Below are 23,703 nucleotides of genomic sequence, written 5' to 3'. Positions count from 1 at the left end.
TAGGTCCCGCCCCTAAAGCTCAGAACCCATGAGCAGCATTCATAAGCTCATGCCAATTGGCCCTACAGTCATCAATGGCCTTCCCCGCTATGCTTGCCGCATCACTTATTCCTCAAGGCAGGAGAGACAATGAAAGAGATTATGGTGGTTATTGGCGCGGGTGCGACTGGACAAGCCATCGCGCGTCGCGTGAGTCAGGGCAAAACTGTGCTGCTGGCGGACCTCAATTCGAGAAAATGTGCGGCTGCCGCACAAACCTTACGTGATGCCGGCTTTACGGTAGAAACCAGCCAAGTCGATGTCAGTTCGCGCCAATCGATTCAACATCTGGTGCAGCAGGCCACTGCGCTGGGTGTTATCAAAGGAGTGATTCACTCGGCTGGAGTCTCGCCTTCTCAAGCCAGCCCCGCCACCATTTTACAAGTCGATCTTTACGGTACTGCCGTGGTGCTGGAAGAGTTCGGTCCGCACATGGCGTCAGGCGGTTGCGGAATCGTGATTGCCTCTCAATCCGGCCATCGACTGCCTGCGCTCACGGTTGAACAAAATGAAGCGTTAGCCATCACGCCAACAGAGGATTTGCTCAGCCTGCCATTTTTGCAGAACACCGCTTTCAGTGATCCTCTGTTGGCCTATCAATATGCCAAACGCGGTAACGCTCTGCGGGTTATGGCCGAAGCGACGAAGTGGGGCCAGCGTGGCGCGCGTGTCAACAGCATCAGCCCCGGCATTATCTTTACACCCTTAGCGAATGATGAGCTAAATGGCCCACGCGGCGCGGGCTATCGCAATATGCTGGCAAAATCACCCGTCGGTCGCGGCGGCACCGCCGACGAAGTTGCAGCGCTGGCAGCCCTCATAATAGGACCAGAAGGCGGCTACATCAGCGGCAGTGATTTTCTGATGGATGGCGGCGTGACGGCATCTTATTGGTACGGTGATTTGAAGCCTTGATTGATTTCCCCGCCGTACATGTCCTTCGGCGGGTTAAATATAAAATATGCAATACACCTGACCATACTTTAAATATATCTAGCCATAACCATATCCAATAAAATTATTAATCAGTAAGTTAAATACGGTGTGAATATTATTCCGTGATCCTGATTTTGTTAGCTGTAACAACGCATTCGTAACACATCACTAATCCTTTACACTCTCCTGAATTCAGAAAATCATTCATCACATGATCATCTACAAATAAAGTTAAATTTATTAACCGGCGAAATTTGCTGGTCATCCTTTATCGATCACAAGTTAATAACCCTGACAGGAGAAATAAAATGACCGCAGGAAATCGTATTTATTTACGCCGTCCCTCCGATGCTGAACCCTTACTGGAAGCGTTCCGCCGTTTACCCGCGGCGGTAGTCGCCGACTGCATGAGTCGCTTGCCTGCGCTATCGGCAGAGATCAGCCTGAAAACGGCGCCTAAAACCCCCATCATGTGCGGCCTGGCGGTGACGGTAAAAGCGCGCTCTGGCGATAACCTGATGTTGCATAAAGCGCTGGATATGGCCGGGCCGAACGATGTGATCATCCTGTCGAATGAGGGCGATCGTAGCCAATCGCTGATGGGCGAAGTGATGGCCACTTATGCCAGACAGCGCGGTATGGAAGGCATCGTGCTGGACGGCCCGGTGCGTGATATTGAGGGCTTATCACGTATGGATTTCCCGATTTATGCCGCCGGACATACGCCAGGTGGCCCTTTCAAAGATGGCCCAGGCGAAATCAACGTGCCGATTGCCTGCGGTAAAATTCACGTTTCACCTGGCGATATCGTATTAGGCGATGCCGACGGCGTGATCGTCATTCCCCGGCAGGATGCCGCGCGCATTCTCGAAGCGGCACAAGCTTACTTGATTGTTGATGAGCATAACTTTGAGCTGGCGAAAACCGGTTCACTGGAACGCGGTTGGCTGGCAGAAGCACTGCAAAACAAGCAGGTAGAAATTATCGATGATGTTTATCGATAAGCGCACGAGCGCTGTGTTATCCAGGTCGCCCGCTATGGCGACCTGGTATTGCAAACTGCGCAGCGGCTAACACACCGCATCACGGTGTACTGCTCACCATCGCCAATTTGCGCTGACGGTTTTCACGCCATACCGCAAAGATTCCTGCCAGTGCCACAATCGATGCACCGAAGAGGGTTGTCGTGCCTGGCAGACTATTAAGGAACAGATAGCCAATCAGCATCGACCACACCAGCGTAGTGTAATCAAACGGTGCCAGCAGCGAGGCATCAGCATAGCGCAGGCTAAGTGTCACCAGAATCTGTGCCAGACCGCCAAATAAACCACAGCCCACCAACAGCAGCCACTGCAAGCCAGTGGGCTTTATCCAGCCGAAAAATACCGTTGCCAGGCCAATCAACGTCGTCATCAGCGAAAAATAGAACACGATCGCGCCCGGTTTTTCGATGCCATTCAAAAAACGGATTTGCACATTCGAGGTGGCCGTACAGAGTGCGGCAATCAATGCAAAAGCAACACCAAGGCTGGCCGTGGTACTGCTGGCGCCACCTGCCGGCACGCCGCCGCTAGCCGCAAGACTGGAGGAGAGCATAATCAGTATGCCCGACAATCCCACCACCACGGCCACCCAGCGCGACACGCGCACCCGTTCCTTCAATAGCATCGCCGCCATGATTACTGTGAAAAGCGGTGCGGCGTAACTCAGTGCCGTGGCATCAGCCAGCGAGATATACACCAGCGCCAGATAGTTAAAATACATGCCGCCTGTGCCGGAGAAACCGCGAATGAAATGGCCAAACAAATTGCGCGTTTTGAGATTCTCCAGCACGTTCCCCTGCACTCTCAGCCAGATTAACAGGGGAAATAGCGCGATAAAGCTGCGGAAAAAAATCACTTCGCCGGTGGGGATAGCACCGTTCAGACCTTTAACACAGGCCAGCATCAGCGTAGCGCTGAGTGCGGCGAATATCTTTAATAACACGCCTAATCGGGGATTCATGCTCTCACTCTTCTCTCTCTACCACGTGCAATCGGCGGGGTTGCCGAGAGGACAACGCGGCTTACACTAGGGAGAAAAATGTGCGCTGGATAACACTTTTTCGCTCTGCCTGAATAGAAATAACTTATCGCCATCGGTCATATCATTTCCCTATTGCATAACACGCTTTCCCTCTTTTTCGCCGCAAAACAAAGCCGATATAGTCCAGAAAAGCGAGATTTTGCGCTCCCAAGCAGTATCCACCATTGAGGGAAAGCACATGACCATGAAAAGAGTGACCACCATTGGCTTGGCAATGCTGCCGTTGCTGGCTGTTTCGGCGGCGCAGGCAGATATGATGGCGAACATTAAATCGAGCGGTGAATTGAAATGCGCCGTTTACTCCGACGTACCGCCCTTCTCTTCGCCGGATCCACAAACGCGCCAGCTGGCTGGCATGGATATCGACCTGTGTCACGCTCTGGCCAAGCAGATGAACGTCAAACTGACTCTGGTGCCGACCTCTGTTGAAGCGCGTATCGCGGTGATCGCCACCGGCCGTGCCGATGTGTTGATTGCTAACCTGGCCTACACCAAAACGCGTGGTAATCAGATCCAGTTCAGCGATCCTTACTACGTGGCGAAAGAGATGCTGCTGGTGAAAGCGCCGCTGGCAGATAAACCACTGCACTATTTCAAAGGCAAACGTATCAGCGCCACCAAGGGCACCACGTCAGAGCAATCGATCCACATCAAAGGCGGTAAAGCCGTCACCTTCCAGGATTCTGCCTCCGCCTTCCTGGCGCTGGAGCAGAACAAATCGGTGGGCTTTGTCACTAACACCATGACCGGGATGAAAACCATCGCCCAGGCGAAAAAAGACGGCATCAATCTGGCGATGGTGAAAGAGCCGATGGCGCTGGAACCGATTGGTGTCGGCATGAAAAAGGATGAACCGGCCCTGCTGGCCAGCGTTAACAGCGGCCTGAAAGCGATGGACGACGATGGCACCATCGACAAAATCTGGAACACCTGGATTGGGCCAAATACCGAATACAAAATGGTGCGCGAAGAGCGCGTACAGCCGCTCTCCAGCCTGAAATTTGAACCACTGGAATAATCATGCCCGTGATGTCGCACTCTGATATCCAGCCCGCCAGCGCACCCGCGCTGGCTTGTTCCTCTTCGATCACCCTTTCCACCATTGGCGCCCGTGCGTGGCTGGTGGAAGCTCCGGGTGGATTTGATCTTTCCGCCCAGCGACGCATCTGGTCATTAGCGCGTTTGCTGCAGTCGGATGCGGCGGTTGAAGCCTTGATCCCCGGCGTCACTAATCTGCTGGTGCTGTTCCGACACATCCCCGAGGACGAAGCCGCCGTTCGTGCTTCGCTGCATGCCGCCTGGGATCAGGCACAGGCGATTAGCCCTCAGGGCAAACTGATTGAAATCCCGGTCTATTACGGCGGCGAGCACGCCACCGATCTGGATGCGGTTTGTCGTCACACCGGGTTCAGCGCACGCGAAGTGGTGCGCCGTCACCATCAAAGCGAATACACCGTGTTTGCTCTTGGCAGCGCGCCGGGATTTGGTTACTTGCATGGGCTCGATCCGCAATTAGCCACGCCACGCAAGAAAGTCCCCTCGCTCAGCATGTTGAAAGGCACCGTTACCATTGGCGGCGCCCAGGCCGGTGTTTCAGCGCTGACCGGCCCCAACGGCTGGAACGCCATCGGTTTTGCCGAGCTGGAAGTGTTTGATCCAATGGCAGAATCCCCCGCGCTAATGGCACCGGGCGATCGTATCCGTTTTCTGCCGCAGAGGATTGAACTGTGATCGAAATTGAACAGAGCGGCGCCCTGAACACGGTTCAGGATCTGGGGCGTTTCAACTTCCGCCATATGGGCGTCTCGGTGAGTGGTGTGATGGATCCGCTGGCACTGCGCGCCGGAAATCTGCTGCTCGGCAATGAAGAAAATGCCGCCGCCATTGAAGTTCAGCTGTTCCCATTCCGTGTGCGTTTTTTGCAGGACAGCAGCATTGCGGTAACAGGTGCGGATTGTCGCGCCACTTTAGACGGTGCGCCGTTGCCGCCCTGGTGGGGCTGCGGCGTGCGTGCCGGACAGGTGCTGGAAATGCGTTACCCGCGCAGTGGCGCACGCGGTTATCTCTGTATAGCAGGCGGCATTGATGTGCCAATGGTGCTGGGTTCGCGCAGCACGGCACTTCGTGGTGGCTTTGGTGGCCTGGAAGGCCGCCCGCTGCAGCGTGGCGATCGGTTGGCGCTGGGTGAAACACAGGCATCCCCGTTGCCCAGCAGCGGTATTGGCATTGAGCCGCCCGACAGCGCCCTGCGTGCACATTTCCCGCGTAACAGCGCAGGTGAGATTCAGCTGCGCGCCATTCCATCCGGCGAATATCCCTTGTTTGCTGCCGATGCCGGTCGCTTCTGGCAGCAATCATGGCAGGTCTCCAATCAAAGCAATCGCACCGGATATCGACTGGCGGGCGATCCGATTTTCCCGTCAAAAACCATTGAGATGCGTTCTTACGGGCTGATTCCCGGCATTGTGCAGGTGCCGCCCGGCGGCGAGCCGATCATTCAGCTCAGCGATGCCAACACGGCGGGCGGTTATCCCAAGATCGCCGGGGTGATTGAGCAGGATCTGTGGCGTTTAGGACAGGTATTACCCGGCCAATCGATCCAGCTGATCCAGAGCGATACGCGTGAGGCCATCGCCATCGAGCAACAGGTCGCAGGCTGGCTGAGCCGCTTACGTGTGAGCTGCCCACCGCTGCGTAAAGCGTTAACCGCATAATTTTCCGAAGGAACCCAAACCATGAAGATTGATGTGAACTCCGATATGGGCGAAGGCTTCGGCGTTTATCAACTGTGCGATGACGCCGCGCTGATGAAAGTGGTCTCCTCAGCTAATATCGCCTGCGGATTCCACGCCGGCGATCCGGCGATCATGACCCGAATGGTGCGACTGGCGAAAGAGAATGGTGTCGGCATTGGTGCGCATCCTGGCTTGCCCGATCGTCAGGGTTTTGGTCGTCGCGAGCTGCCGTTCTGTGCCGAAGAGATCTGCCAGCAGGTCGCTTATCAACTCGGCGCGCTGACAGCGATTGCTCAGGCAGAAGGCACGAAGGTGTCGCACTTCAGCTTCCACGCTGCGATGGGCAATATCGTCAATCGCGACGAGGCATTAGCGCAGCAGGTCATGACGCTCGTCGCCCGTATCAATGCGGATCTGATTGTGTTCGCACAACCCGATACCATCATTGAGCGAGCGGCACAGGCAGCGGGCCTGAAAACCCTGACGCTGTTCCTCGCCGACCGCGCTTACGATGCACAGGGCCGTTTAGTGCCGCGTGGCATTGCCGGCTCGGTGATCAAAGAGGAAGCGGCGCTGCGTGCCCGCGTGCGGCAGTTCCTGCAGCATGGCACCGTCACCACCTTCGAAGGGGAAGTGATAGCCGTGCGTGCCCGGTCGATCCTGGTGCACAGCGATACGCCAGGCTCACTGGCCCTCGCCACCATCGTACGCAGTGAAATCGAAGCCAGCGGCCATCAGGTGGCGCCGGCGGCAGAGGTGCTTGCTCAATAAGTTTTTTGAATCGCCCAAATAAAAATGGCTGCCCCATCGGCAGCCATTTTTTTCGCCTTTCGTTTAACGGCAGCCAGCGCAGAATGCCGCAATACGATCGCAGCCCGTCTCTAAGCGCTCCATGCTGGTGGCGTAGGACAAGCGGAAATACGGGCTCATGCCATAAGCCGCACCCTGCACCGTCACCACGTGCTGCTCTTCAATCAGCGCCAGCACAAAATCGGCATCGTTGCTGATGAAGCGTCCACCGTCACTGGTCTTGCCGATCAGCCCTTCAATGTTCACAAACAGATAAAATGCGCCTTCTGGCTTATGGCAGCGCAGGCCATGAATCGAGGTCAGACGCTCCAGCACGTAATCACGACGTTCACGGTAAATGCGCGCGCGCTCCTGCAACAGATCTTGTGGACCTTCCAGCACCGCCACTGCTGCCGCCTGCGTCAGGGTACAGACGCCGCCGCTGTTCTGGGTGTTCACATTGCTCATGGCTTTAATTAATGGCGCAGGACCACCGCAAAAGCCCAGACGCCAGCCTGTCATCGAATAGGCTTTCGACACGCCGTTCACCGTCAGCACACGGTCATACAGGCGCGGTTCAACCTGCGCCAGGGTATAGAAACGTACATCGTCGTAGATCAGATGCTCATAGATATCATCCGTCATGATCCACACCTGTGGATGGCGCAGCAGCACGTCACCCAGCGCCTGCAACTCGGCTTTGCTAGCCACCGAACCGGTTGGGTTGCTCGGATAGTTCAGCAGCAGCCATTTGGTCTTGTCAGTGATCGCCGCATCCAGATCCGCTGGCAGTGGTTTAAAGCCATTCTCCTGCGCACACGGCAGCGGCACCGGAACACCACCGGCAAATTTCACGATATCGGCATAGCTGATCCATGACGGCGTGGGGATCACCACTTCGTCGCCCGGATTGATGGTCGCCAGGATGGCGTTAAAGATGATCTGCTTAGCGCCACCGGCCGTCAGAATCTGGCTGACGTCATACTCCAGTTGGTTATCCCGTTTGAATTTCAGCTGGATAGCTTTGCGCAGCGCAGGCGTACCGTCGGTCGGTGGATAGCGCGTGTCGCCCGCGCGTGCAGCGGCGTAGGCGGCTTCAATCGCATGTTCCGGCGTGGGGAAATCCGGTTCGCCGGTAGAAAGTGCTACCACATCAACGCCCTGCGCCGCGAGATCGCGCGCTTTTTGGGTCATGGCAACGGAGGCGGAAACGGTCACATTCTTTAAACGATCGGCTATCTCGGGCATGTTCAATCCTGGGTTCGGGGGATGTCAGTTTTCCCTGAGCATAGGATTAGGGCCGAAGCCACGGATAATAGTGCTTTGTTGTGGTGATATAACACAAAGCGATGACTGGACCGACTGCACACTTCTGCCATAAAGGCGGCAGATTGACTCAGAATTGCGCGACAGGTCACGCCCGCACGCCTGACGGGATGTTAATAAAGTGTTACTTTCTTTCCCAGATTACATCCCGAACCCACGATTTTCCTTGCCCGTCACTGGCAATGCTGATGGGTCAACTGCACTCATTAGGTGCAGCGCTGCATTTTTCAACACCCGCCATGCCGGCGGCTCACTAGCTCAGCACCAGCCTCAGGAGGCCCGGTAGCCGTACCCTCCTGTCTGAGTTCAATAACGAAAGCTTATCCTGGCATCAACTTTGCTTGATGAGCATATGCGTTCTGTTTGAGGGAAGTGTCCATGAATCTTCGTCGCCTGAAGTACTTTGTTAAAATTGTTGACGTCGGAAGCCTGACGCAAGCTGCCGATATCCTGCATATAGCCCAACCCGCGTTGAGCCAGCAGCTGGCTACGCTGGAAGGTGAAGTCAATCAACAGCTGTTGATTCGCACCAAACGCGGTGTCACGCCTACTGAAGCCGGGAAAACACTCTATTCCCATGCACAGTCCATTTTGCGCCAGTGCGAACAGGCGCAAAGTGCGATTGATCTGGTCGGCGCTGCGCTGAGTGGCAGCGTTTCCGTCGGGCTGGCACCGGGCACAGCGGCGCAAAACCTGGCGCTACCGCTGATGATGGAAGTGCAGCAGCAGCATCCTGGCATCGTGCTCTATTTTAACGAGAACTTCGGCACCACCCTGAGCGAGCTGATCATGAACGGGCGTATGGATATGGCGGTGATTTACGATCATCGCACCATCCATGGCCTGCGCTTCATGCCGCTGATGAAAGAAGATCTGTGCTTCGTTTGCCCGTTCAGCCTGGCAAAACCGGTGAAAGAGATCCCGCTGTCACAGGTCGCGCAATATGATCTGTTCCTGCCACGTATCTATAACATCATGCGCAAAGTGCTGGATGACGCCTTCGTGCAGAACAATCTGCAGTACCGCGTGAAGTGCGAAATTGAGTCGCAAACCACCCTGAATGCGGCGTTGAGTGCCGGTCTGGGCACCACCATCATGCCGGAATCCGCCGCACGCGCGATGCTGAAAAATGGGGATACCTGGATGGCGAAGATCATCGAGCCGGATGTGCAGGCTTCGCTGTCGTTCTGCATGTCAGATCATCTGCCGCTGTCCCAGCCTGCTGAAGCAGTGAAATCCATTTTGCTGTCGCTAATGTCGCGCCGCAACGTGGAGAATCATCCACTGACCCTGGTGGGATAAGACCCGCTTATCACCGCAAAGCGAAACCCTCTTACTGCCCGTCTGACGAACGCGCTAGATTGATTCGGTCTGTTGCCCGCTTCGGCGGGCGTGTTTCGCTTTGACGGGAACCCCATGGAAAAAACTGCGATACCGCTGCCGACGCTGCGTGCGTTGGCGCGCAAGATGCAACGATCCGGCCTTAACAGCCTGGCGTTAGAGGGCAAACAGTGGTCGGTGCGTCTGACGTTTGACCCGCCCTCCTTCTCATCCCCAACGGAGATCCCAACGCAAGCGTGCCCGCCCGTGACGCATCGCATTGGCGCGCCCCTGCCCGGCACACTGCTGCGTCGCCACCCACACAGCCAGCAAGATTTTGTCCAGCCTGGACAGCAGGTAGAACCTCAGGATCTGCTGGCGATGGTGCAGGTCGGCCTCCTGTACGTGCCGGTGCTCAGTCCCTGCAAAGGGCGGGTGCAGCCATTCCCCTCTGCAACGCGATCTGCGGTTGAATATGATGAAGAAATTCTTATTCTTCAATCGGATAATTAATCATTAATCCGGTTATAAGGGGCTCTTATCGCCTCACAGTTTTTATGTCTTATGCCCTTGCGGCATAACTGCATAAAGTCAAAAAAGACCCATTACGCCGGACACACACCTGGCGAGACGAGGAAACACAAATGCCATTCTCAGATTACAAAACCGCGCTGGTGACCGGCGCATCGGCTGGTATGGGCGAAGCGATTGTTGAGCGCCTGTGCAAAGAAGGGATCACCGTGCACGCGGTGGCACGTCGTAAAGAGAAACTGGCCGCGCTGGCCGATCGCACTGGCTGCATCCCGCATGCCGTGGATGTCAGTGACGTCAATGCGCTGACCGCGCTGTGCAAAGACCTGGAAATCGATATCCTGGTCAACAATGCAGGTCTCTCTCATCCTGGTTCGATTCTTGATGCCGACGAAAACGTGGTAGAAACCCAGGTCGATGTCAATCTGCGTGCCGTGCTGCACCTGTGCCGCTTGCTGGTGCCGGGCATGATGGCGCGTGACCGTGGCCACGTGTTCAACATCACCTCGATTGCCGCCATCTACAACTTCAACGGCAACTCGGTGTATCACGCCACCAAAGCCGGGGTGCATGCCCTGTCACGCCAGCTGCGCGTTGACTGCTATGGCAAACGTGTGCGCATCACCGAAATCTGCCCAGGCCGCGTAGCCACTGATATTTTCGGCAACGTTTCAGGCGATCACGATGAGGCGCGTCGCCGCTTTATCGATGGGTTCGAACTGCCGCAGGCCAAAGATATTGCCGACTGCGTGGCCTTTGCGCTGTCTGCGCCAGTCGCCGTCAACATCGGCAACATCGAAATTACCCCGACGCTGCAGGTGCCGGGCGGTCTTTCCACTATGCGACCGGGCGACCGCACCGCGTAAAACCGTACAATGAGGTAACTGTATGGCACTTGATTTCAGCAGTGTGATAACCGGCCATTACGGCCAGATGATCGTTGACGGAACGGTGGTCACCCTTGAACTGGCATTGGGTGCCTGGCTGCTGGCGATGGTTCTCGCCCTGCTATTGGTGGTGGTCCGCCTGACGGAGAATCGTCTTGCCGTTGGGCTGGTTAAGGCGTATGTCTCCTATCACCGCAATGTGCCCACGCTGATTCAGTTGATGATGTGGTACTTCGCGATCCCCACCCTGCTGCCGGAATCGCTGCAGATGATGATCGTTGACTACAACGCCGAGTTTTTATTTTCTCTTATCGCGCTCGGGCTGTGCCAGGCCGCTTACTTCTCTGAAGATATCCGTAGCGGCCTGCGGGCCATTCCAGACGGACAGAATGAGGCCGCCCGCGCGCTTGGCATGAGCTATGTCCGCGCCATGCACTCGGTGATTTTGCCGCAGGGTGTGCGCAATGCGCTGCCATCCGTGGTCAATCACACCGTGCTGCTGTTCAAAAACACCAGTCTGGCAATGGTGATTGGCGTGGCAGACCTCACCTATGTAACGCGTGATATCGAGAATCAAACCTTCCGTACCTTCGAATCCTACTTAGTGGCAACCGTGGGTTACCTGTTCTTCTCCCTGCTGCTGATGGGCTTGGGCGCGCTGCTGGCCCGCCGCTTCCAGCGCGTTTACGCGAGGTAATGGCGATGTTTGAGATCTTCACCATTTTGCATGACAACGGCATGCTGCTGTTAATGGGCCAGTATCCTAACGGTCCGCTGGGCGGCGTACTCTGTACGCTTTTGATCTCCGTGCTGGCAGTACTGCTGGCCTTCCCCATCGGTGTGTTGCTCGGCCTGGCGCGTCTGTCGCCGTGGCGCTGGCTGAGCTGGCCCGCCACCTGTTGGGTGTATCTGCTGCGCGGCATTCCGCTGATGATGGTGGTGTTCTGGACCTACTTCTGCGTCCCGTTGCTGATTGGCCACAACATCAGCGGCTTCGCCACCATGCTGTGTACGCTGGTGATTTACGAAAGCGCCTACATCGCTGAGATCGTGCGTGGCGGCATTCAGGCACTGCCGCACGGCCAGTATGAAGCGTCACGCGCGCTGGGTATGAGCCACCTGAAAACCCTGCGTTTAGTGATTCTGCCGCAGGCGCTGTTTAACACTTTGCCGAGCCTGGTGAGCCAGTTGGTTTCGATCATCAAAGACTCCACGCTCGGCTACGTGATTAACGTGCCGGAGCTGACCTTTGCCGCTAATCAGGTCAGCAATCAACTGCTGACCAAACCGTTCCAGGTGTTCGCCATTGTGGCGCTGAGCTACTACATCATCTGCTTCAGCCTCACCTGGCTGGCTAACAAACTTGAAGCGCATATTGCGCAGAAACGTCGCCAACCGCCGCAGGCGAATCCCAGCGTAGCGCCCGCGGTGATGCTGACTAAAACCTCTTCGCAATAAGGAACCACTATGAGCCCGATGATCATGTTTAACCAGGTCAACAAATGGTACGGCGCGTATCAGGCGCTGACTGACCTGAGCGCCGAAATCAATACCGGTGAAGTGGTGGTGGTGTGCGGTCCTTCCGGGTCGGGGAAATCCACCTTGATCCGCACCGTTAATCGCCTGGAACCGATTGATAATGGCCAGATCGTGTTTGATGGCACCGACATTCACGGCAGCAGTACACGCCTCAACCATCTACGCACCCGCATTGGATTTGTGTTTCAGAGCTTCAACCTGTTCCCCCACGTCTCGGTGGCAGAGAACATCATGATGTCACCCATGAAAGTATTGGGCGTGAAGCGTGCCGAAGCGCGTAAACAAGCGGGTGAGTTGCTGGAGCGCGTTGGCTTATCACACAAAGCAGACGCCTATCCGGCGCAGTTGTCTGGCGGCCAGCAGCAGCGCGTGGCGATTGCACGTGCGCTGGCAATGAAGCCGCCGGTGATGCTGTTTGATGAACCGACCTCGGCACTCGATCCTGAAATGGTCGGTGAAGTGTTATCGGTGATGCGCAGCCTGGCGCAGGAAGGGATGACGATGATGTGCGTGACGCACGAGATGAATTTCGCGCGTGAAGTGGCGGACACCATCTGGTTTATGGATCAGGGGCAAATTCTGGAAAAATCGACGCCAGAGAAGTTCTTCACCCAACCGCAGCACCCACGTGCCCAGCGCTTCCTGAGCGATTTGCGTTCGCATTGATGCATCCCGGTCGGCAGAGCCGCCGACCGGTTTGTTGACTTCATCTCAATCAGCAATCCACCCACACCGCACCGGCATCCGCTGACTTCACGCACTGCTCTACCCAACGCACGCCCATCAATCCGGCATGCACATCGGGATACCAGAAGTCAGCCAGAAACGCCTCATCACCGCGATCGGTGGCATCCATCGCCAGCGCAAAACGGCGATAGAGATTTGACCAGGCTTCAAACAGCCCTTCCGGATGGCCGCCGCCGATACGGTCATCAGTCAGCGCACTTTTGTGCAGATAGCCCATACCACGCTCCAGAATCTGCAGCGGCTCACCCTGCACTTCATAGCGCAATTGGTTCGGCTGCTCATCCCACCACTCCAGACTGGCCTTCTCACCAATCACCCGCACTTTCTGGCCGTGCATCGAGCCACAGTTCACTGCCGAGGCCCACATGGTGCCGACGGCACCGTTGTCGTACTCCATCATCACAAAGGCGTTATCTTCCAGCGGCGCACGGGTTTTCACGAAGCTCTGGCGGCTGCACAACAGACGTTTCACCTGCAGTTTCGGCACTATGGTTTCGGCGATAAACAGCGGGTGCGTCGCCAGATCGCCCAGCACATAGCTGGGGCCAACAAAGCGTGGATCAACGCGCCACCTGGTACTTTCGTTTTGCAGTTCGACCGCTTCGTTATGGAAGCCGTGCGCGAACTGCATATTAATAATGCGGATCTCACCCAGCAGCCCTTCCGCGATCATCTCGCGCGCGTGTTGGATCAGCTGATGGCCGGCATAACCGTAAGTCACACCGATGATCTTTTTCTTCTCGGCGCAGAGTTTTTCCAGCTCGTCCGCTTCTTCCGTGGTGAAGCAAAGAGGCTTCTCACACACCACATGCAGACCGGCATTGAGTGCCGCACGGCAAATGGTGAAGTGGGTATTGTTCGGCGTGGCAATCGAAACGGCTTCGATGCCGTCTGCACGCGCCGCTTCCGCCGCAAACATCGTTTCATAATCCGGATAGCAGCGATTCGCGTCGACGCCCAGTGATACGCCAAACGCACGACCGCGTTCGGCGTTAAGATCAAATGCCCCCGCCTGCAACACAAAGTTGCCATCACGCAGTGCCGATGAACGATGGATGTAGCCAATCTGACTGGTACCGCCGCCGCCCACCATGCCCCAGCGCAGTGAACGATCCAGAGCTTTAATGCCGTTAATCATGATGATCTCCTCAGAATCCGACCGATTGCAGGTAGTGAAGGCTGGCAGTGACGTCGCGCAGGCTAGTGTCGGCGTTGCGCGGATCGCGCTCCTGCTCGATGGTGATCCAGCCCTGATAGTTGCGCTCAGCGAGAAACGCGCGCACTGCCGGATAATCAATCGCGCCTTTGCCAATCGGGCACATCACCCCTTCGGCGCAGGCGGCAAAGAAGTCCACGCCACGCGCAATCACATCGCGCCAGACTGCGTCATTCACATCTTTAAAATGCAGGTAATCGATGCGATCCCAGTAACGGCTCAGATAAGGGATCGGATCCATACCGGAGTAGTAGAGATGCCCGGTGTCGAGACACAAACCGGCTACCTCGTGTGGAATGTCCTGCACCAGTTGCTCCAGCTCGTCGGCGAACTCAATACAGCCGCCCGCATGCGGATGGATCACCGCGCGCACGCCATACTCATCCCAGGCAATCTGGCTCAGGGTGGTGATGTGCTGCATCATGCGCTGCCACTCTTCACTGGAGAGGCGCGGCGCTTTATCTAACTGCCCGGCAAATCTGGCACGCTCAGGGTTACCGAAATCGATAATCACCAGGTAAGGTGCGGGCAGATTATCCGCGTGGGTTTTCTCGGCAGTAGGAACCTGCGACAGGTTGCGACAGATGTTGTGTGTCAGTTCAACCATCGCCGGGAAATTGGCTTCGCTGACCAGATCGTCAAAGATCGTGCCCGCCACCAGTGAAAGCTGATGGGCTTCCAGCTGGTGACGCAGTTCAGCGGCATCGGTCGGCAGATAGGTCCACGGACCCAGCTCAATGCTTTTGTATCCGGCCTGAGCGGCTTCCGACAGGACTTTCTGCCAGGGCGGCAGGAAAGGGTTTTTAGGATCGTCGACACCCCAGCTGCAGGGCGCATTAGCAATGTGAATCGTCATGATCGTTCCTTGCGGTGTTGGATAGCGCAAGTATCAAATAAAAATTTCACCCACGGCAATCATGAAACATTCATTTTTTGATAGCGATCATGTTATTTTTTATCATTAAAATGATAGATAATCTATCAAATTCATAGCTGGCGCCACTTTCAGGCCAACCACTCAAGTACTGCCAACGCATTCCCGGTCAGCCAGCCGGAGAGCGAATCAGGCTGACGCTTCTCATCGCGTCGCCAGATTTCGGTGCTTAGAGGCTAAAGATTCTCACGCGTGATGATCTCAAACGGCAGCGTGACCTGAGAGAAATGCTCCCCTGATTCGACAGTTTGTTGAGTCGTGCGGACAAATTGCCGCACCATTTCCTCAATTTCATGGCGAATCATCACGGTGATTGTGCCGTCAATCAGTGCCAGTTCGCCCTCTTTCACCGGGCCGTGACAGATTAACGCCACCTTGCGCTGCGGCTGCTGGCGTAACGCATGAATCACGCCTTCAATACCGCCACAGGGCGCGTAGATTAAGGCGAGATCGGCATGCTCTTCCAGCAACTGACGCGTGGCGTGATAGCCGCCATCAATCGACTCATGGGTTTTCAGCGGCTCTAATACGCGTCGGGTGCTGTCCTGCTCGCGCAGATAGGAGCGGAAGCTGATTTCGCAGCTCTCCTGACAGGTAAAACGATGGTCGCCCACCAGCACGCCCACCGATCCCGGCTGATGCAGCAAATGCGAGGCCACCCAACCGGCAGTGCGTCCGGCTTTCTGATTATCCAACCCGAAATACCCCGCATGTCCGCAGGGCGAGAAGTTGGAGAACAGGGCGTAAACCCGCACGCCCTGGCGTGATATCTGCTCGATGGCATGGCGGATCAGTGGGTGATCCAGCGCGACTAAGCCAATCACATCCACCTCTTGCGCCAGCTTGTGCAGTGAGGCCACCACAGCTGCCACATCATCAATGTCATGCCAGTAAAACCGTGGCTCACTGCCCGCAGGATGCAACGGTTGCGTCTGTTGTCTGAGGGCATCTGTCAGCGAGTGATAGAACGAATACGATTTTGATAGCAGCACAAAACCCATGCGCAGCGTCACGTGCGCGGACTGCGACTCAGCGCTGACAGGCATAACCGGCGCCATGCGATAACCCAGTCGGTTGGCAGCTTCTAACACCTTCTGCTCGGTGGCCGCTCGAACCGGAGCCCGCCGATTCAGTACCCGATCCACCGTGGCGACGCCAACGCCAGCCGCATTGGCGATAGCGTTCATGGTGATTTTGCTCATCAACAGATTCCAGTTTGATAGTAAGTTATCAAAATAATGCCCGAAATGGACCGGGAGTGCGAAGACATTGCGGAGTAAATCGTCATCAAATCTCAATATTTGATAGAGAATCTCTCAGTAATTTGATCGTTATCGCAAAAATGAAATGATTCATTTCATTAAATTACCTACCGGAATAAATGTTTGATATTTTCCTGTTCGAGGACAGAGGTGAGGGCTGATGGATTTGCATCAGTAAATCCATAGAGGCGGCGGTCGCGCCTTTCTATAGTGAAAGCGATCTGCCTTATCGGCTCCCGGCACATGAACGACTCAATAATAACGGAGATGATATGTTCCCTCAGACCCTACCTGCACCTCGCCGTCCCCTTGAAAACCAGATCCCCGCGCTGCGCTGGGGCATTGTTGGACCCGGCTGGATCGCCGACCACTTTGCCAATGCGTTGCGTCATCATACTCAGCAACAGCTGGTGGCCGTATCGTCACGCAGTCTGGAGAAAGCACAAGCTTTTGCCAGCAAATGGGATATCCCGCACGCCGTTGAAGGCCTTGACGCACTGCTGAGCCGCCAGGACATTGATGTGGTGTATATCGCCACACCGCACAATCATCACTTTCCTGATGGGCTGCGCACGCTGCAAGCGGGCAAGCATGTGCTGATTGAAAAGCCGCTGGCGCTCAATGCACAGCAGGCGTTGCAGTTACAGCAGGAAGCGCACAAACAACAACGCTTGTGCGTAGAAGCGATGTGGTGTGATTTTGCGCCGAAATACGATGTGATCCGTCAATTGCTGGCCGATGGCGCGTTAGGAGATGTTCATACATTGATCGCCGATCATGGTGAATATTTCACCCAGGATCACCGCATTTTCAATCTCGATCTGGCGGGCGGGCCGATGCTGGATCTTGGCAGCTATTTGATCGGCTTCAGCGTGCTGGTCGGCGGCGCACCCGACAGCATTGTGGCGCAAGGCCAGCCTGCACCTGGCGGTGTGAATGGGCAAACATCAATGCTGCTGACCCACGGCAACGGCATGCACTCAGTGCTCAACACCACGCTGTTCAGCAACACACCGGGCACTGCCGTGATCGCCGGTCGTGATGCCACGCTTTATCTCGACGGCCAGTTCTATGCGCCGGGCAATTTCCGTCTCACTTCCAGCGATGGCCGCCATACGCTGCGCTGGGAAGAACCGACTAATCGCTATATTCAGCTCTGTCATGAAATCGAACATACCGCCTGGTGTATCCACCAGGGGCTGCTTGATTCGCCTGTCCGTCCGCTGGCCACCTCACTGGCCACGCTGCACGCCATGGATGAAGTCAGGAAGCAGATCGGTGTGGTGTTTAATGAAGAGCGCACCGCTTAACGATCAGGAGAACAATATGAAAATCGCTTTTGATGTAGATGTCATCAGAGAAATGGGCATCACACGCATGGTGCATCAGGTGGCCGAATGGGGTTACAAGTACATCGAACAATCGCCCCATCCACAGATCAATCCGTTTTATAAACACCCGAAAGCCAGCCGGGAAATCATGCGCGAGTACAAAAATGCGCTAAATGCCACTGGCGTGGAAATCTCATCGTTTATCACGGTTTATCGCTGGTCAGGCCCGGACGAGTTGCGTCGTCAGGCGGCGGTGAAGAACTGGAAACGCATGATCGAGATCGCCGTCGAGATGGGGGTGCAGGTGATCAATACCGAACTCTCCGGCAACCCGAACGAGCCGGAGATTTGTGAAGAGATGTTCTATCGCTCGATGGATGAGTTACTGCCAATTATCGAACGTGAAGGTATCCGCGTCGAAATTCAGGCACATCCGTGGGATTTCTGCGAACAAAGCAACGAAACGGCAGATATCGTCAAATCGTTCCGCAGCGACAACGTTAAATACATCTACAGCGCGCCTCATACCTTCTATTACGACAAAGGCGTGGGTGATGTGAAAAACATGCTGCACTACGCGGGCGACGATCTGTCGCATATGCTGATTGCCGATACCATGAACCACACCAAGCACTGCCGCTATATCGTCAACCCCCCGGGTGTCGATGCCACCATCCACCAGCACGTGGCGGTGGGTGAAGGGGAAGTGAACTTCGATGCGCTGTTTGAAGCGCTGCGCGAGATGGATTTCGCCCACCGCACCTATAAAGTCGGGGGAGAGTCGATTATCTCGGCGGCGCTGTTTGGCTATCCGGAAAAGATGAAGTATCAGGCGGTGGAAACGCGTGAATTAATTGAGCGTGAGCTGCTGAAATAGACCCGGCCCACGGCACTTTCCCCCCTCTCTCTCATCGTGAGAGGGGGAAGAAATCGTGCCAGTGCTCAACACATGAGCTGAATGGAAGATTCTCTCCACCAACAAGCACTCCCGCCTACGAGAGTGCGTTGGATTAGATTGCCACCCTCTCCACTTCTGTAAATTCACCTCGCGTCAGCGATAACTGTGCCGCCTCGGCAATCGCCTGCGCGCGCAGACCGTCGATCAATCCCGGCAGCCCTTCGATTTTCTCTCCGCCGATGTGGCGTACAAACGCATCCAGATGGGTGTAGTAGGTCTCTTTCACCCGACTAAACCAGTCTGCATACAAGCCGGGCTGAGTGATGCCTTTACCCTGATAAAGGGTGGCACCCCGCGCTGACTGGCTCTCTGAAGCCAGCATCCCTTCACTGCCCATCACGCTGATGCGTTCGTCGTAGCCGTAAGCCGTGCGGCGCGTGTTATCCAATTGCGCCAGCGCGCCCTGCTGCATGCGCATGATCAGCACCGAAGTATCGACATCAAAATCACGGATCTCCGGCATCGCCAGTGCGGCACCGAGTGCGCCAACGGTGCTGACTTCATCTTCTGTCAGCCAGCGCAGCAGATCAAAAAAGTGGATCGCCTGATCGCGCATTTGGCCGCCAGAAGCTTGCAGATAACTGATCGGCGGTAATTCTGACGCGCGGCACACCATCTGAATCAGCTCGGTACGACCAATCAGCCCCTGTTTCAGCTGGGATTTAAGTTGCTGATGACTCTGGTCGAAACGACGGTTAAAGCCGACGGTAACGGGAACCTGCACCGGAGTGATTTTTTCCACGACTTCCCGCGCGCGCTGCAACGACAGGTCGATCGGTTTCTCGCAGTACACCGCTTTGCCCGCCAGCACCGCCTGCTCCAGCAGTTCGGCATGGGTTGGCGTAGCGCTGGCGATCAGCACCGCGTCGATCCCATCACTGCTCAGCGCCTGCTGCACGCTGGCCGCTTTTGCGCCATAGCGCTGTGCCACCGCTTCGGCACGCGACGCATCGATATCACACACCAGCGCCAGCTCAACGCCGGGATGCGCTGCCAGGTTGGCAGCGTGCACCTGGCCGATAAATCCACTGCCAATCAAGGCAAAACGTTGCGGAGTCCGCATTTTAACGCTCCTTTTGTTCACACTTCGGAATAGCCGATGTTGTCAAAATAGCGCTTTCTGGCAGGCTAGCTGTACGCGGTTTTTGATGGAATTACCTCAGATGAAAGCACTGACGCTGGCGGAGCTGGCGAAGCAAGTAGGCGTGGGCGTGGCCACGGTTGATCGGGTACTCAACGATCGCGGTGGTGTGTCCCCGGCGATGACAAAAAAAATTCTGCAGGCGGCGCGGGATGCGGGTTTAAAGCGTATTTTGCCAGAGGAGCATCGCCACAGCTGGCAGATTGAAGTGCTGCTCAGCGGCAATGGCTCGTTCTTCTTCCAGCAGCTGGCACAGGACTTTGCCCGACTGGCTGATGAGCTGGGCTATCGTCGCCTGCGCCTGCATCGCACGCTGATCCCGGAAAACGCCCCCGAGAAGCTGGCGGCACACATTGCGGCCAGCAGTAAAAAGATGGATGCGCTGATCGTTTTCGCCCATGAAAATCCGTTGATTTATGATGCCTTAGCGGCGTGTCAGGCACGCGGCGTACCGGTGATCACCATGGTCACAGATCTGCCCAATGCGGCACGCCTGTGTCACGTCGGCATCGATCAATACAAAGCCGGACGCACCGCCGGGTTGATGCTGGGCAGTATGATCAAAGCACCGGGCGATGTGGTGCTGGTGAGTGGCCGCGCCGACTATTCGGCGCATCGTCAGCGCATTGAAGGTTTTCAAACCGTGCTGGCGGAGCGTTTTCCGCAGCTCAGGTTACGGGAAGTTTTGGCCGGGCAGGATGAACGCGATCGCATTAGCCGCCTGCTGGAGAAAACCCTGGCCGGATCGCAAAATATCGTCGGACTCTACAACACCGGCCTCGGCAATACGCAGATTCACGATGCGCTGGCACGCCATCGACTCGGCGGCAAAGTGGTGTACGTGACGCATGAACTTTATGCCACCACGCGCCAGCTTTTTGAGAAGCGCGTGCTGACGCTAACACTCGACCAAAACACCCTGCGCCATGCCCAGCTGGCGCTGACCTTATTGCTAAAACATCTCGAAGAGAGCGAACAGCCCGATACCTACCAGTCCGGCAAAGTCGACTTTATGCTGTTTACGCAAGAGAACTTCGCATAATCACACTTTGCATCTCACCGCCAGCGCGGTTAAATCGCCTTCATCTGTCGCTGCTACACTCAGTAGCAGCAAAAAACGCAATCACAACAAGGCGAAATCATTATGTCGGAAAATCAGTATCAGCCCGCGAAAGTCTGGACCTGGGACCCGGAAGCCAAAGGTAACGGCGCAAAAACCAACCGTCCGTTCGCCGGGCCGACGCATGAGAAGACCCTGCCGGTGGGCAAACATCCGCTGCAGCTCTATTCACTGGGGACGCCAAACGGCCAGAAGGTCACCATCCTGCTGGAAGAGTTGCTGGCCGTCGGGGCAAAAGAAGCCGAATACGATGCCTGGCTGATTCGCATCGGTGATGGCGATCAGTTCTCCAGCGGTTTCGTTGACGTGAACCCGAACTCCAAAATTCCGGCACTGAGTGACCACTCAGTCACGCCACCGCTGCGCGTGTTCGAATCAGGCAACATTCTGCTGTATCTGGCCGAGAAATTTGGTCACTTCATCCCGGCGGATATTGCAGGCCGCACCGAAACCCTGAACTGGTTGTTCTGGCTGCAGGGCTCTGCGCCTTACCTTGGCGGCGGCTATGGTCACTTCTATTTCTACGCACCAGAAAAAATCGAGTACGCCGTCAACCGCTTCACGCTGGAAGCCAAGCGTCAGCTGGATGTGCTGGATCGTCAGCTCGCCAATAACCGTTTCCTCGCCGGTGAGGAATACACCATCGCCGATATCGCCACCTGGCCGTGGTACGGCAACCTGGTGCTGAACAACATCTATGGCGGCGGCGAGTTCCTTGATGTGCAGTCGTACAAAAACGTGGTGCGCTGGGCTAAAGAGATCGCTGAGCGTCCAGCGGTGATTCGGGGTCGCAAAGTGAATAAGGCATTTGGTGCCGAACCACAGGATCAACTGCTGGAACGCCACGATGCCTCTGATTTCGATACCAACACCGAAGACAAACGTCAGGCGCGAGGAGAGCAGTAATGGCCGCTTATGTGGTGATGATTAAAGACGAAACGCTGGATAAAGATGAGCTGACGACCTACGCGCAGAAAGCCGGTGAGGCACGCGGCGATCATCAGATCACGCCGCTGGCATTTTATGGCGATCTTGAAGTGCTGGAAGGCCGTGAGGCGGAAGGCGTAGTGGTGCTGGAATTTGCGGATATTGATGCAGCAAAAGCCTGGTACCACAGCCCGGCGTATCAGGAAGCGAAAGCCCATCGGGTCAAAGGCGCGAACTATCGCGTGTTACTGGTCAAGGGTGTGGCTTAATCTGCCAACAGGGGCGCACTTCAATCGGTGCGCCCTGCCAGCCAGAGAGGTCGAGATTTGCTCGTCTCGCCGATCAATCCAGTCTGAATAGCGCAATCGCCTGCTGCAACCGATTCGCCTGCTGTTGCTGCTGATGCGCCACTTGCAAGGTTTCCGCCACGTGCTGAACGTTGTGATGCACGCTGTGATCGATGCTGTTGATGCTCTGCTGAATCTGCTCGATGCTCAAATTCTGCTGTTCACTCATCTCAGACAACTCGGTGACCAGCTGTGACAATCCGCTGATGCTGCTGTGAATATCACGCATGGTCTGTGCAGCATGTTCAATCTGCACGGTGCCATGTTCGGTGCTCAGGCTGCTGGCATCCATCAGTTGGCGAATTTCGCGCGCAGCATTCTCGCTGCGCATCGCCAGATTGCGCACTTCGCTTGCCACCACGGCAAAACCACGCCCCTGACTGCCGGCGCGCGCCGCTTCTACTGAAGCATTCAGAGAAAGAATATTGGTCTGGAAAGCGATGCCGTCGATCAATGCTAAAATCACTTTCACCCGCTGTGACTCTTCGCTGATTTTCGCCATTGAGCTCATCGCCGACTGGATATTTTCCTCTCCGTGCGTGGCCACCGCACGTGCATCCCGCGCGAGTTCGCTTGCACTCTGTGCTTTGTCACGCGTTAAGCTGGCAGCAATGCTGATTTCCGTCATCGCACTGGCCGCGACTTCCAGTGCCTGCGCCTGTTCATCGGTGCGGGTCGACAGTTCAGCGTTGCGTTGCAATATACTTTCAGACTCCGTCAACAAGGCGCTCACGCCGAGACTCACCTGATGAAGCGTGCCATGCATGGTGCCCAACGTGGTACTGAAGGTGCGGGCGAACGGGCTTTCACTCTGCTGGCTATCCGCATTCAGCGTCAGATACCCGGCCTGCTGATTGATCCGTGAGGCTAGCTCCGCGACTTCACTCGCGGAACGTGCATCGGCGGCCATCTGACTCGCAATCACCAGCAAGATGGCGGTCTGCGCCACCACAAACAGGGCATGAAACACCACCATGTCCCAGCCCGGATGATGGAACACCACCACGCCGAAAAGATCGTTTTCCTGCAGATAATTAAACAGAATGTGATGCGTGGCCGCTGCCGCCGCGCCCATGATCAGTGGACGGATGTCGCGCCACGCCAGCAGCACCGACATCAACACAAATACCGAGAAGTGATATTCGGTTTCACCACCGCCGAGTTGAATCAGTAAACCTGCCCAGCCGATCAACAGGGCTGAGAGCACCAACCTTGAAGTCAGCGTGCCGCTCAGGACGGTGCCAAAGAAGGTCGACAGCAGTGCCAACGCAAGGCCAGCAATCAGCGCTACGGTTAAACTGTCATTCATCCACCCAACGCCGAGTGCAATCGGCCACAATCCCCAGTTGAGGATCACCGCAAGGCTATCTGCGCGCTGTGCAATACGTCGCAGCGAAACCATCTCCACCGGCGCGGCATCCGGGCCTGACAAGGGCGTTGCGATCATGGCAATTTTCCACACCAGAGGTTGATTAAGATGCCCAAACGTCAGGGCAAAGTGCTCAGACTGAGTGGTGAAATTATCGGCGCGTT

The 23,703-nt window shown here is 55.9% G+C and carries 24 protein-coding genes; 17 read left to right on the top strand and 7 right to left on the bottom strand.

Annotated elements, in window-relative coordinates:
* The first annotated feature begins 129 nt into the window (after positions 1-129).
* Both CRO33_RS17505 and CRO33_RS17500 read left to right on the top strand, forming a co-directional pair.
* Entirely contained in the window at positions 130-954 is an 825-nt protein-coding gene (locus CRO33_RS17505; RefSeq protein WP_097119013.1) for an SDR family oxidoreductase, read from the top strand.
* Between the two features lie 329 nt (positions 955-1,283).
* Positions 1,284-1,979 (top strand): RraA family protein, encoded by a 696-nt coding sequence (locus tag CRO33_RS17500; protein ID WP_097119012.1) that lies wholly within the window; start codon positions 1,284-1,286, stop codon positions 1,977-1,979.
* A 79-nt stretch (positions 1,980-2,058) separates the two neighbouring features.
* On the opposite strand, the gene CRO33_RS17495 is transcribed toward CRO33_RS17500, so the two are convergent.
* The gene (locus CRO33_RS17495; RefSeq protein WP_097119011.1) at positions 2,059-2,979 is read right to left on the bottom strand and encodes a DMT family transporter; all 921 of its coding nucleotides are present in this window, start codon (positions 2,977-2,979) and stop codon (positions 2,059-2,061) included.
* 259 nt (positions 2,980-3,238) lie between these two features.
* Here CRO33_RS17495 and CRO33_RS17490 point away from each other — a divergent pair, with 259 nt between their 5' ends.
* Genes CRO33_RS17490 through CRO33_RS17475 form a run of 4 tightly spaced genes read left to right on the top strand, consistent with a single transcriptional unit; the run spans position 3,239 to position 6,566 of the window.
* Positions 3,239-4,078, top strand: coding sequence for a transporter substrate-binding domain-containing protein (locus tag CRO33_RS17490; protein WP_097119010.1), 840 nt, complete (start codon positions 3,239-3,241; stop codon positions 4,076-4,078).
* Positions 4,079-4,080: 2 nt separating this feature from the next.
* Entirely contained in the window at positions 4,081-4,791 is a 711-nt protein-coding gene (gene pxpB / locus CRO33_RS17485; protein ID WP_097119009.1) for a 5-oxoprolinase subunit PxpB, read from the top strand.
* The gene (locus tag CRO33_RS17480; RefSeq protein ID WP_097119008.1) at positions 4,788-5,774 is read left to right on the top strand and encodes a biotin-dependent carboxyltransferase family protein; all 987 of its coding nucleotides are present in this window, start codon (positions 4,788-4,790) and stop codon (positions 5,772-5,774) included. The genes pxpB and CRO33_RS17480 overlap by 4 nt, the downstream gene beginning before the upstream one ends.
* A 21-nt stretch (positions 5,775-5,795) precedes the next feature.
* The gene (locus tag CRO33_RS17475) at positions 5,796-6,566 is read left to right on the top strand and encodes a 5-oxoprolinase subunit PxpA (RefSeq protein ID WP_097119007.1); all 771 of its coding nucleotides are present in this window, start codon (positions 5,796-5,798) and stop codon (positions 6,564-6,566) included.
* Between the two features lie 63 nt (positions 6,567-6,629).
* Here the strand turns inward: CRO33_RS17475 and CRO33_RS17470 are convergent, their stop codons facing one another.
* The gene (locus CRO33_RS17470; protein ID WP_097119006.1) at positions 6,630-7,832 is read right to left on the bottom strand and encodes a pyridoxal phosphate-dependent aminotransferase; all 1,203 of its coding nucleotides are present in this window, start codon (positions 7,830-7,832) and stop codon (positions 6,630-6,632) included.
* Between the two features lie 456 nt (positions 7,833-8,288).
* Here CRO33_RS17470 and nac point away from each other — a divergent pair, with 456 nt between their 5' ends.
* From nac to CRO33_RS17440, 6 genes are all read left to right on the top strand, one after another.
* Positions 8,289-9,212 (top strand): nitrogen assimilation transcriptional regulator NAC, encoded by a 924-nt coding sequence (gene nac / locus CRO33_RS17465; RefSeq protein WP_034826712.1) that lies wholly within the window; start codon positions 8,289-8,291, stop codon positions 9,210-9,212.
* Positions 9,213-9,326: 114 nt separating this feature from the next.
* Positions 9,327-9,743, top strand: a complete 417-nt coding sequence (locus CRO33_RS17460) for an acetyl-CoA carboxylase biotin carboxyl carrier protein (protein WP_058961856.1) — start codon at positions 9,327-9,329, stop codon at positions 9,741-9,743.
* 131 nt (positions 9,744-9,874) lie between these two features.
* Positions 9,875-10,627, top strand: a complete 753-nt coding sequence (locus CRO33_RS17455) for an SDR family oxidoreductase (protein ID WP_097119005.1) — start codon at positions 9,875-9,877, stop codon at positions 10,625-10,627.
* Between the two features lie 22 nt (positions 10,628-10,649).
* Positions 10,650-11,345 carry an amino acid ABC transporter permease gene (locus tag CRO33_RS17450; RefSeq protein ID WP_058961854.1) on the top strand — a complete coding sequence of 232 codons (696 nt, stop codon included), beginning with the start codon at positions 10,650-10,652 and terminating at the stop codon, positions 11,343-11,345.
* A gap of 5 nt (positions 11,346-11,350) precedes the next feature.
* Positions 11,351-12,106: an amino acid ABC transporter permease gene (locus CRO33_RS17445; protein ID WP_034826721.1), complete on the top strand. Its 756-nt coding sequence runs from the start codon at positions 11,351-11,353 to the stop codon at positions 12,104-12,106.
* 9 nt (positions 12,107-12,115) lie between these two features.
* Positions 12,116-12,853 carry an amino acid ABC transporter ATP-binding protein gene (locus CRO33_RS17440; protein WP_045816006.1) on the top strand — a complete coding sequence of 246 codons (738 nt, stop codon included), beginning with the start codon at positions 12,116-12,118 and terminating at the stop codon, positions 12,851-12,853.
* A gap of 49 nt (positions 12,854-12,902) precedes the next feature.
* Here CRO33_RS17440 and CRO33_RS17435 read toward each other — a convergent pair whose 3' ends face one another.
* From CRO33_RS17435 to CRO33_RS17425, 3 genes are all read right to left on the bottom strand, one after another.
* Positions 12,903-14,072, bottom strand: a complete 1,170-nt coding sequence (locus CRO33_RS17435) for a Gfo/Idh/MocA family protein (protein ID WP_097119004.1) — start codon at positions 14,070-14,072, stop codon at positions 12,903-12,905.
* A gap of 10 nt (positions 14,073-14,082) precedes the next feature.
* Positions 14,083-15,006, bottom strand: a complete 924-nt coding sequence (locus tag CRO33_RS17430) for a TIM barrel protein (protein WP_097119003.1) — start codon at positions 15,004-15,006, stop codon at positions 14,083-14,085.
* A gap of 254 nt (positions 15,007-15,260) precedes the next feature.
* A complete protein-coding gene (locus tag CRO33_RS17425; protein WP_097119002.1) occupies positions 15,261-16,286 on the bottom strand; it encodes a LacI family DNA-binding transcriptional regulator in 1,026 nt (341 codons plus the stop codon).
* Between the two features lie 332 nt (positions 16,287-16,618).
* Between CRO33_RS17425 and CRO33_RS17420 the strand changes: the two genes are divergently transcribed.
* Both CRO33_RS17420 and CRO33_RS17415 read left to right on the top strand, forming a co-directional pair.
* Positions 16,619-17,656: a Gfo/Idh/MocA family protein gene (locus CRO33_RS17420; protein ID WP_097119001.1), complete on the top strand. Its 1,038-nt coding sequence runs from the start codon at positions 16,619-16,621 to the stop codon at positions 17,654-17,656.
* Positions 17,657-17,672: 16 nt separating this feature from the next.
* On the top strand, positions 17,673-18,554 hold the full coding sequence (locus CRO33_RS17415) for a sugar phosphate isomerase/epimerase family protein (protein ID WP_097119028.1): 882 nt from the start codon (positions 17,673-17,675) through the stop codon (positions 18,552-18,554).
* Between the two features lie 133 nt (positions 18,555-18,687).
* On the opposite strand, the gene CRO33_RS17410 is transcribed toward CRO33_RS17415, so the two are convergent.
* Positions 18,688-19,698, bottom strand: coding sequence for a Gfo/Idh/MocA family oxidoreductase (locus tag CRO33_RS17410; protein WP_097119000.1), 1,011 nt, complete (start codon positions 19,696-19,698; stop codon positions 18,688-18,690).
* A 100-nt stretch (positions 19,699-19,798) separates the two neighbouring features.
* Between CRO33_RS17410 and CRO33_RS17405 the strand changes: the two genes are divergently transcribed.
* The 3 genes from CRO33_RS17405 (at position 19,799) to CRO33_RS17395 (ending at position 22,092) form a co-directional block, all read left to right on the top strand.
* Entirely contained in the window at positions 19,799-20,818 is a 1,020-nt protein-coding gene (locus tag CRO33_RS17405) for a LacI family DNA-binding transcriptional regulator (RefSeq protein WP_097118999.1), read from the top strand.
* Between the two features lie 102 nt (positions 20,819-20,920).
* Complete coding sequence (yghU, locus tag CRO33_RS17400) at positions 20,921-21,802, top strand: glutathione-dependent disulfide-bond oxidoreductase (RefSeq protein ID WP_038643540.1); 882 nt, start codon at positions 20,921-20,923, stop codon at positions 21,800-21,802.
* Positions 21,802-22,092 carry a DUF1330 domain-containing protein gene (locus CRO33_RS17395; RefSeq protein ID WP_097118998.1) on the top strand — a complete coding sequence of 97 codons (291 nt, stop codon included), beginning with the start codon at positions 21,802-21,804 and terminating at the stop codon, positions 22,090-22,092. The genes yghU and CRO33_RS17395 overlap by 1 nt, the downstream gene beginning before the upstream one ends.
* A 73-nt stretch (positions 22,093-22,165) precedes the next feature.
* Here CRO33_RS17395 and CRO33_RS17390 read toward each other — a convergent pair whose 3' ends face one another.
* Positions 22,166-23,617 (bottom strand): methyl-accepting chemotaxis protein, encoded by a 1,452-nt coding sequence (locus CRO33_RS17390; protein ID WP_097118997.1) that lies wholly within the window; start codon positions 23,615-23,617, stop codon positions 22,166-22,168.
* Positions 23,618-23,703: the final 86 nt, after the last annotated feature.

Origin of the sequence: Pantoea sp. GL120224-02 (assembly GCF_900215395.1) — a bacterium.
GTDB classification, from domain to species: Bacteria; Pseudomonadota; Gammaproteobacteria; order Enterobacterales; family Enterobacteriaceae; genus Pantoea; species Pantoea communis.
This window is presented reverse-complemented; position numbering and strand designations above follow the sequence as displayed.

Excerpts from the sequence above, each read along its gene's own strand:
- CRO33_RS17505 (WP_097119013.1), top strand. The coding sequence starts at position 130 with ATGAAAGAGATTATGGTGGTTATTGGCGCGGGTGCGACTGGACAAGCC.
- CRO33_RS17500 (WP_097119012.1), top strand. The coding sequence starts at position 1,284 with ATGACCGCAGGAAATCGTATTTATTTACGCCGTCCCTCCGATGCTGAA.
- CRO33_RS17495 (WP_097119011.1), bottom strand. The coding sequence starts at position 2,979 with ATGAATCCCCGATTAGGCGTGTTATTAAAGATATTCGCCGCACTCAGC.
- CRO33_RS17490 (WP_097119010.1), top strand. The coding sequence starts at position 3,239 with ATGACCATGAAAAGAGTGACCACCATTGGCTTGGCAATGCTGCCGTTG.
- pxpB (WP_097119009.1), top strand. The coding sequence starts at position 4,081 with ATGCCCGTGATGTCGCACTCTGATATCCAGCCCGCCAGCGCACCCGCG.
- CRO33_RS17475 (WP_097119007.1), top strand. The coding sequence starts at position 5,796 with ATGAAGATTGATGTGAACTCCGATATGGGCGAAGGCTTCGGCGTTTAT.
- CRO33_RS17470 (WP_097119006.1), bottom strand. The coding sequence starts at position 7,832 with ATGCCCGAGATAGCCGATCGTTTAAAGAATGTGACCGTTTCCGCCTCC.
- nac (WP_034826712.1), top strand. The coding sequence starts at position 8,289 with ATGAATCTTCGTCGCCTGAAGTACTTTGTTAAAATTGTTGACGTCGGA.
- CRO33_RS17460 (WP_058961856.1), top strand. The coding sequence starts at position 9,327 with ATGGAAAAAACTGCGATACCGCTGCCGACGCTGCGTGCGTTGGCGCGC.
- CRO33_RS17455 (WP_097119005.1), top strand. The coding sequence starts at position 9,875 with ATGCCATTCTCAGATTACAAAACCGCGCTGGTGACCGGCGCATCGGCT.
- CRO33_RS17450 (WP_058961854.1), top strand. The coding sequence starts at position 10,650 with ATGGCACTTGATTTCAGCAGTGTGATAACCGGCCATTACGGCCAGATG.
- CRO33_RS17445 (WP_034826721.1), top strand. The coding sequence starts at position 11,351 with ATGTTTGAGATCTTCACCATTTTGCATGACAACGGCATGCTGCTGTTA.
- CRO33_RS17440 (WP_045816006.1), top strand. The coding sequence starts at position 12,116 with ATGAGCCCGATGATCATGTTTAACCAGGTCAACAAATGGTACGGCGCG.
- CRO33_RS17435 (WP_097119004.1), bottom strand. The coding sequence starts at position 14,072 with ATGATTAACGGCATTAAAGCTCTGGATCGTTCACTGCGCTGGGGCATG.
- CRO33_RS17430 (WP_097119003.1), bottom strand. The coding sequence starts at position 15,006 with ATGACGATTCACATTGCTAATGCGCCCTGCAGCTGGGGTGTCGACGAT.
- CRO33_RS17425 (WP_097119002.1), bottom strand. The coding sequence starts at position 16,286 with ATGAGCAAAATCACCATGAACGCTATCGCCAATGCGGCTGGCGTTGGC.
- CRO33_RS17420 (WP_097119001.1), top strand. The coding sequence starts at position 16,619 with ATGTTCCCTCAGACCCTACCTGCACCTCGCCGTCCCCTTGAAAACCAG.
- CRO33_RS17415 (WP_097119028.1), top strand. The coding sequence starts at position 17,673 with ATGAAAATCGCTTTTGATGTAGATGTCATCAGAGAAATGGGCATCACA.
- CRO33_RS17410 (WP_097119000.1), bottom strand. The coding sequence starts at position 19,698 with ATGCGGACTCCGCAACGTTTTGCCTTGATTGGCAGTGGATTTATCGGC.
- CRO33_RS17405 (WP_097118999.1), top strand. The coding sequence starts at position 19,799 with ATGAAAGCACTGACGCTGGCGGAGCTGGCGAAGCAAGTAGGCGTGGGC.
- yghU (WP_038643540.1), top strand. The coding sequence starts at position 20,921 with ATGTCGGAAAATCAGTATCAGCCCGCGAAAGTCTGGACCTGGGACCCG.
- CRO33_RS17395 (WP_097118998.1), top strand. The coding sequence starts at position 21,802 with ATGGCCGCTTATGTGGTGATGATTAAAGACGAAACGCTGGATAAAGAT.
- CRO33_RS17390 (WP_097118997.1), bottom strand. The coding sequence starts at position 23,617 with ATGATCGCAACGCCCTTGTCAGGCCCGGATGCCGCGCCGGTGGAGATG.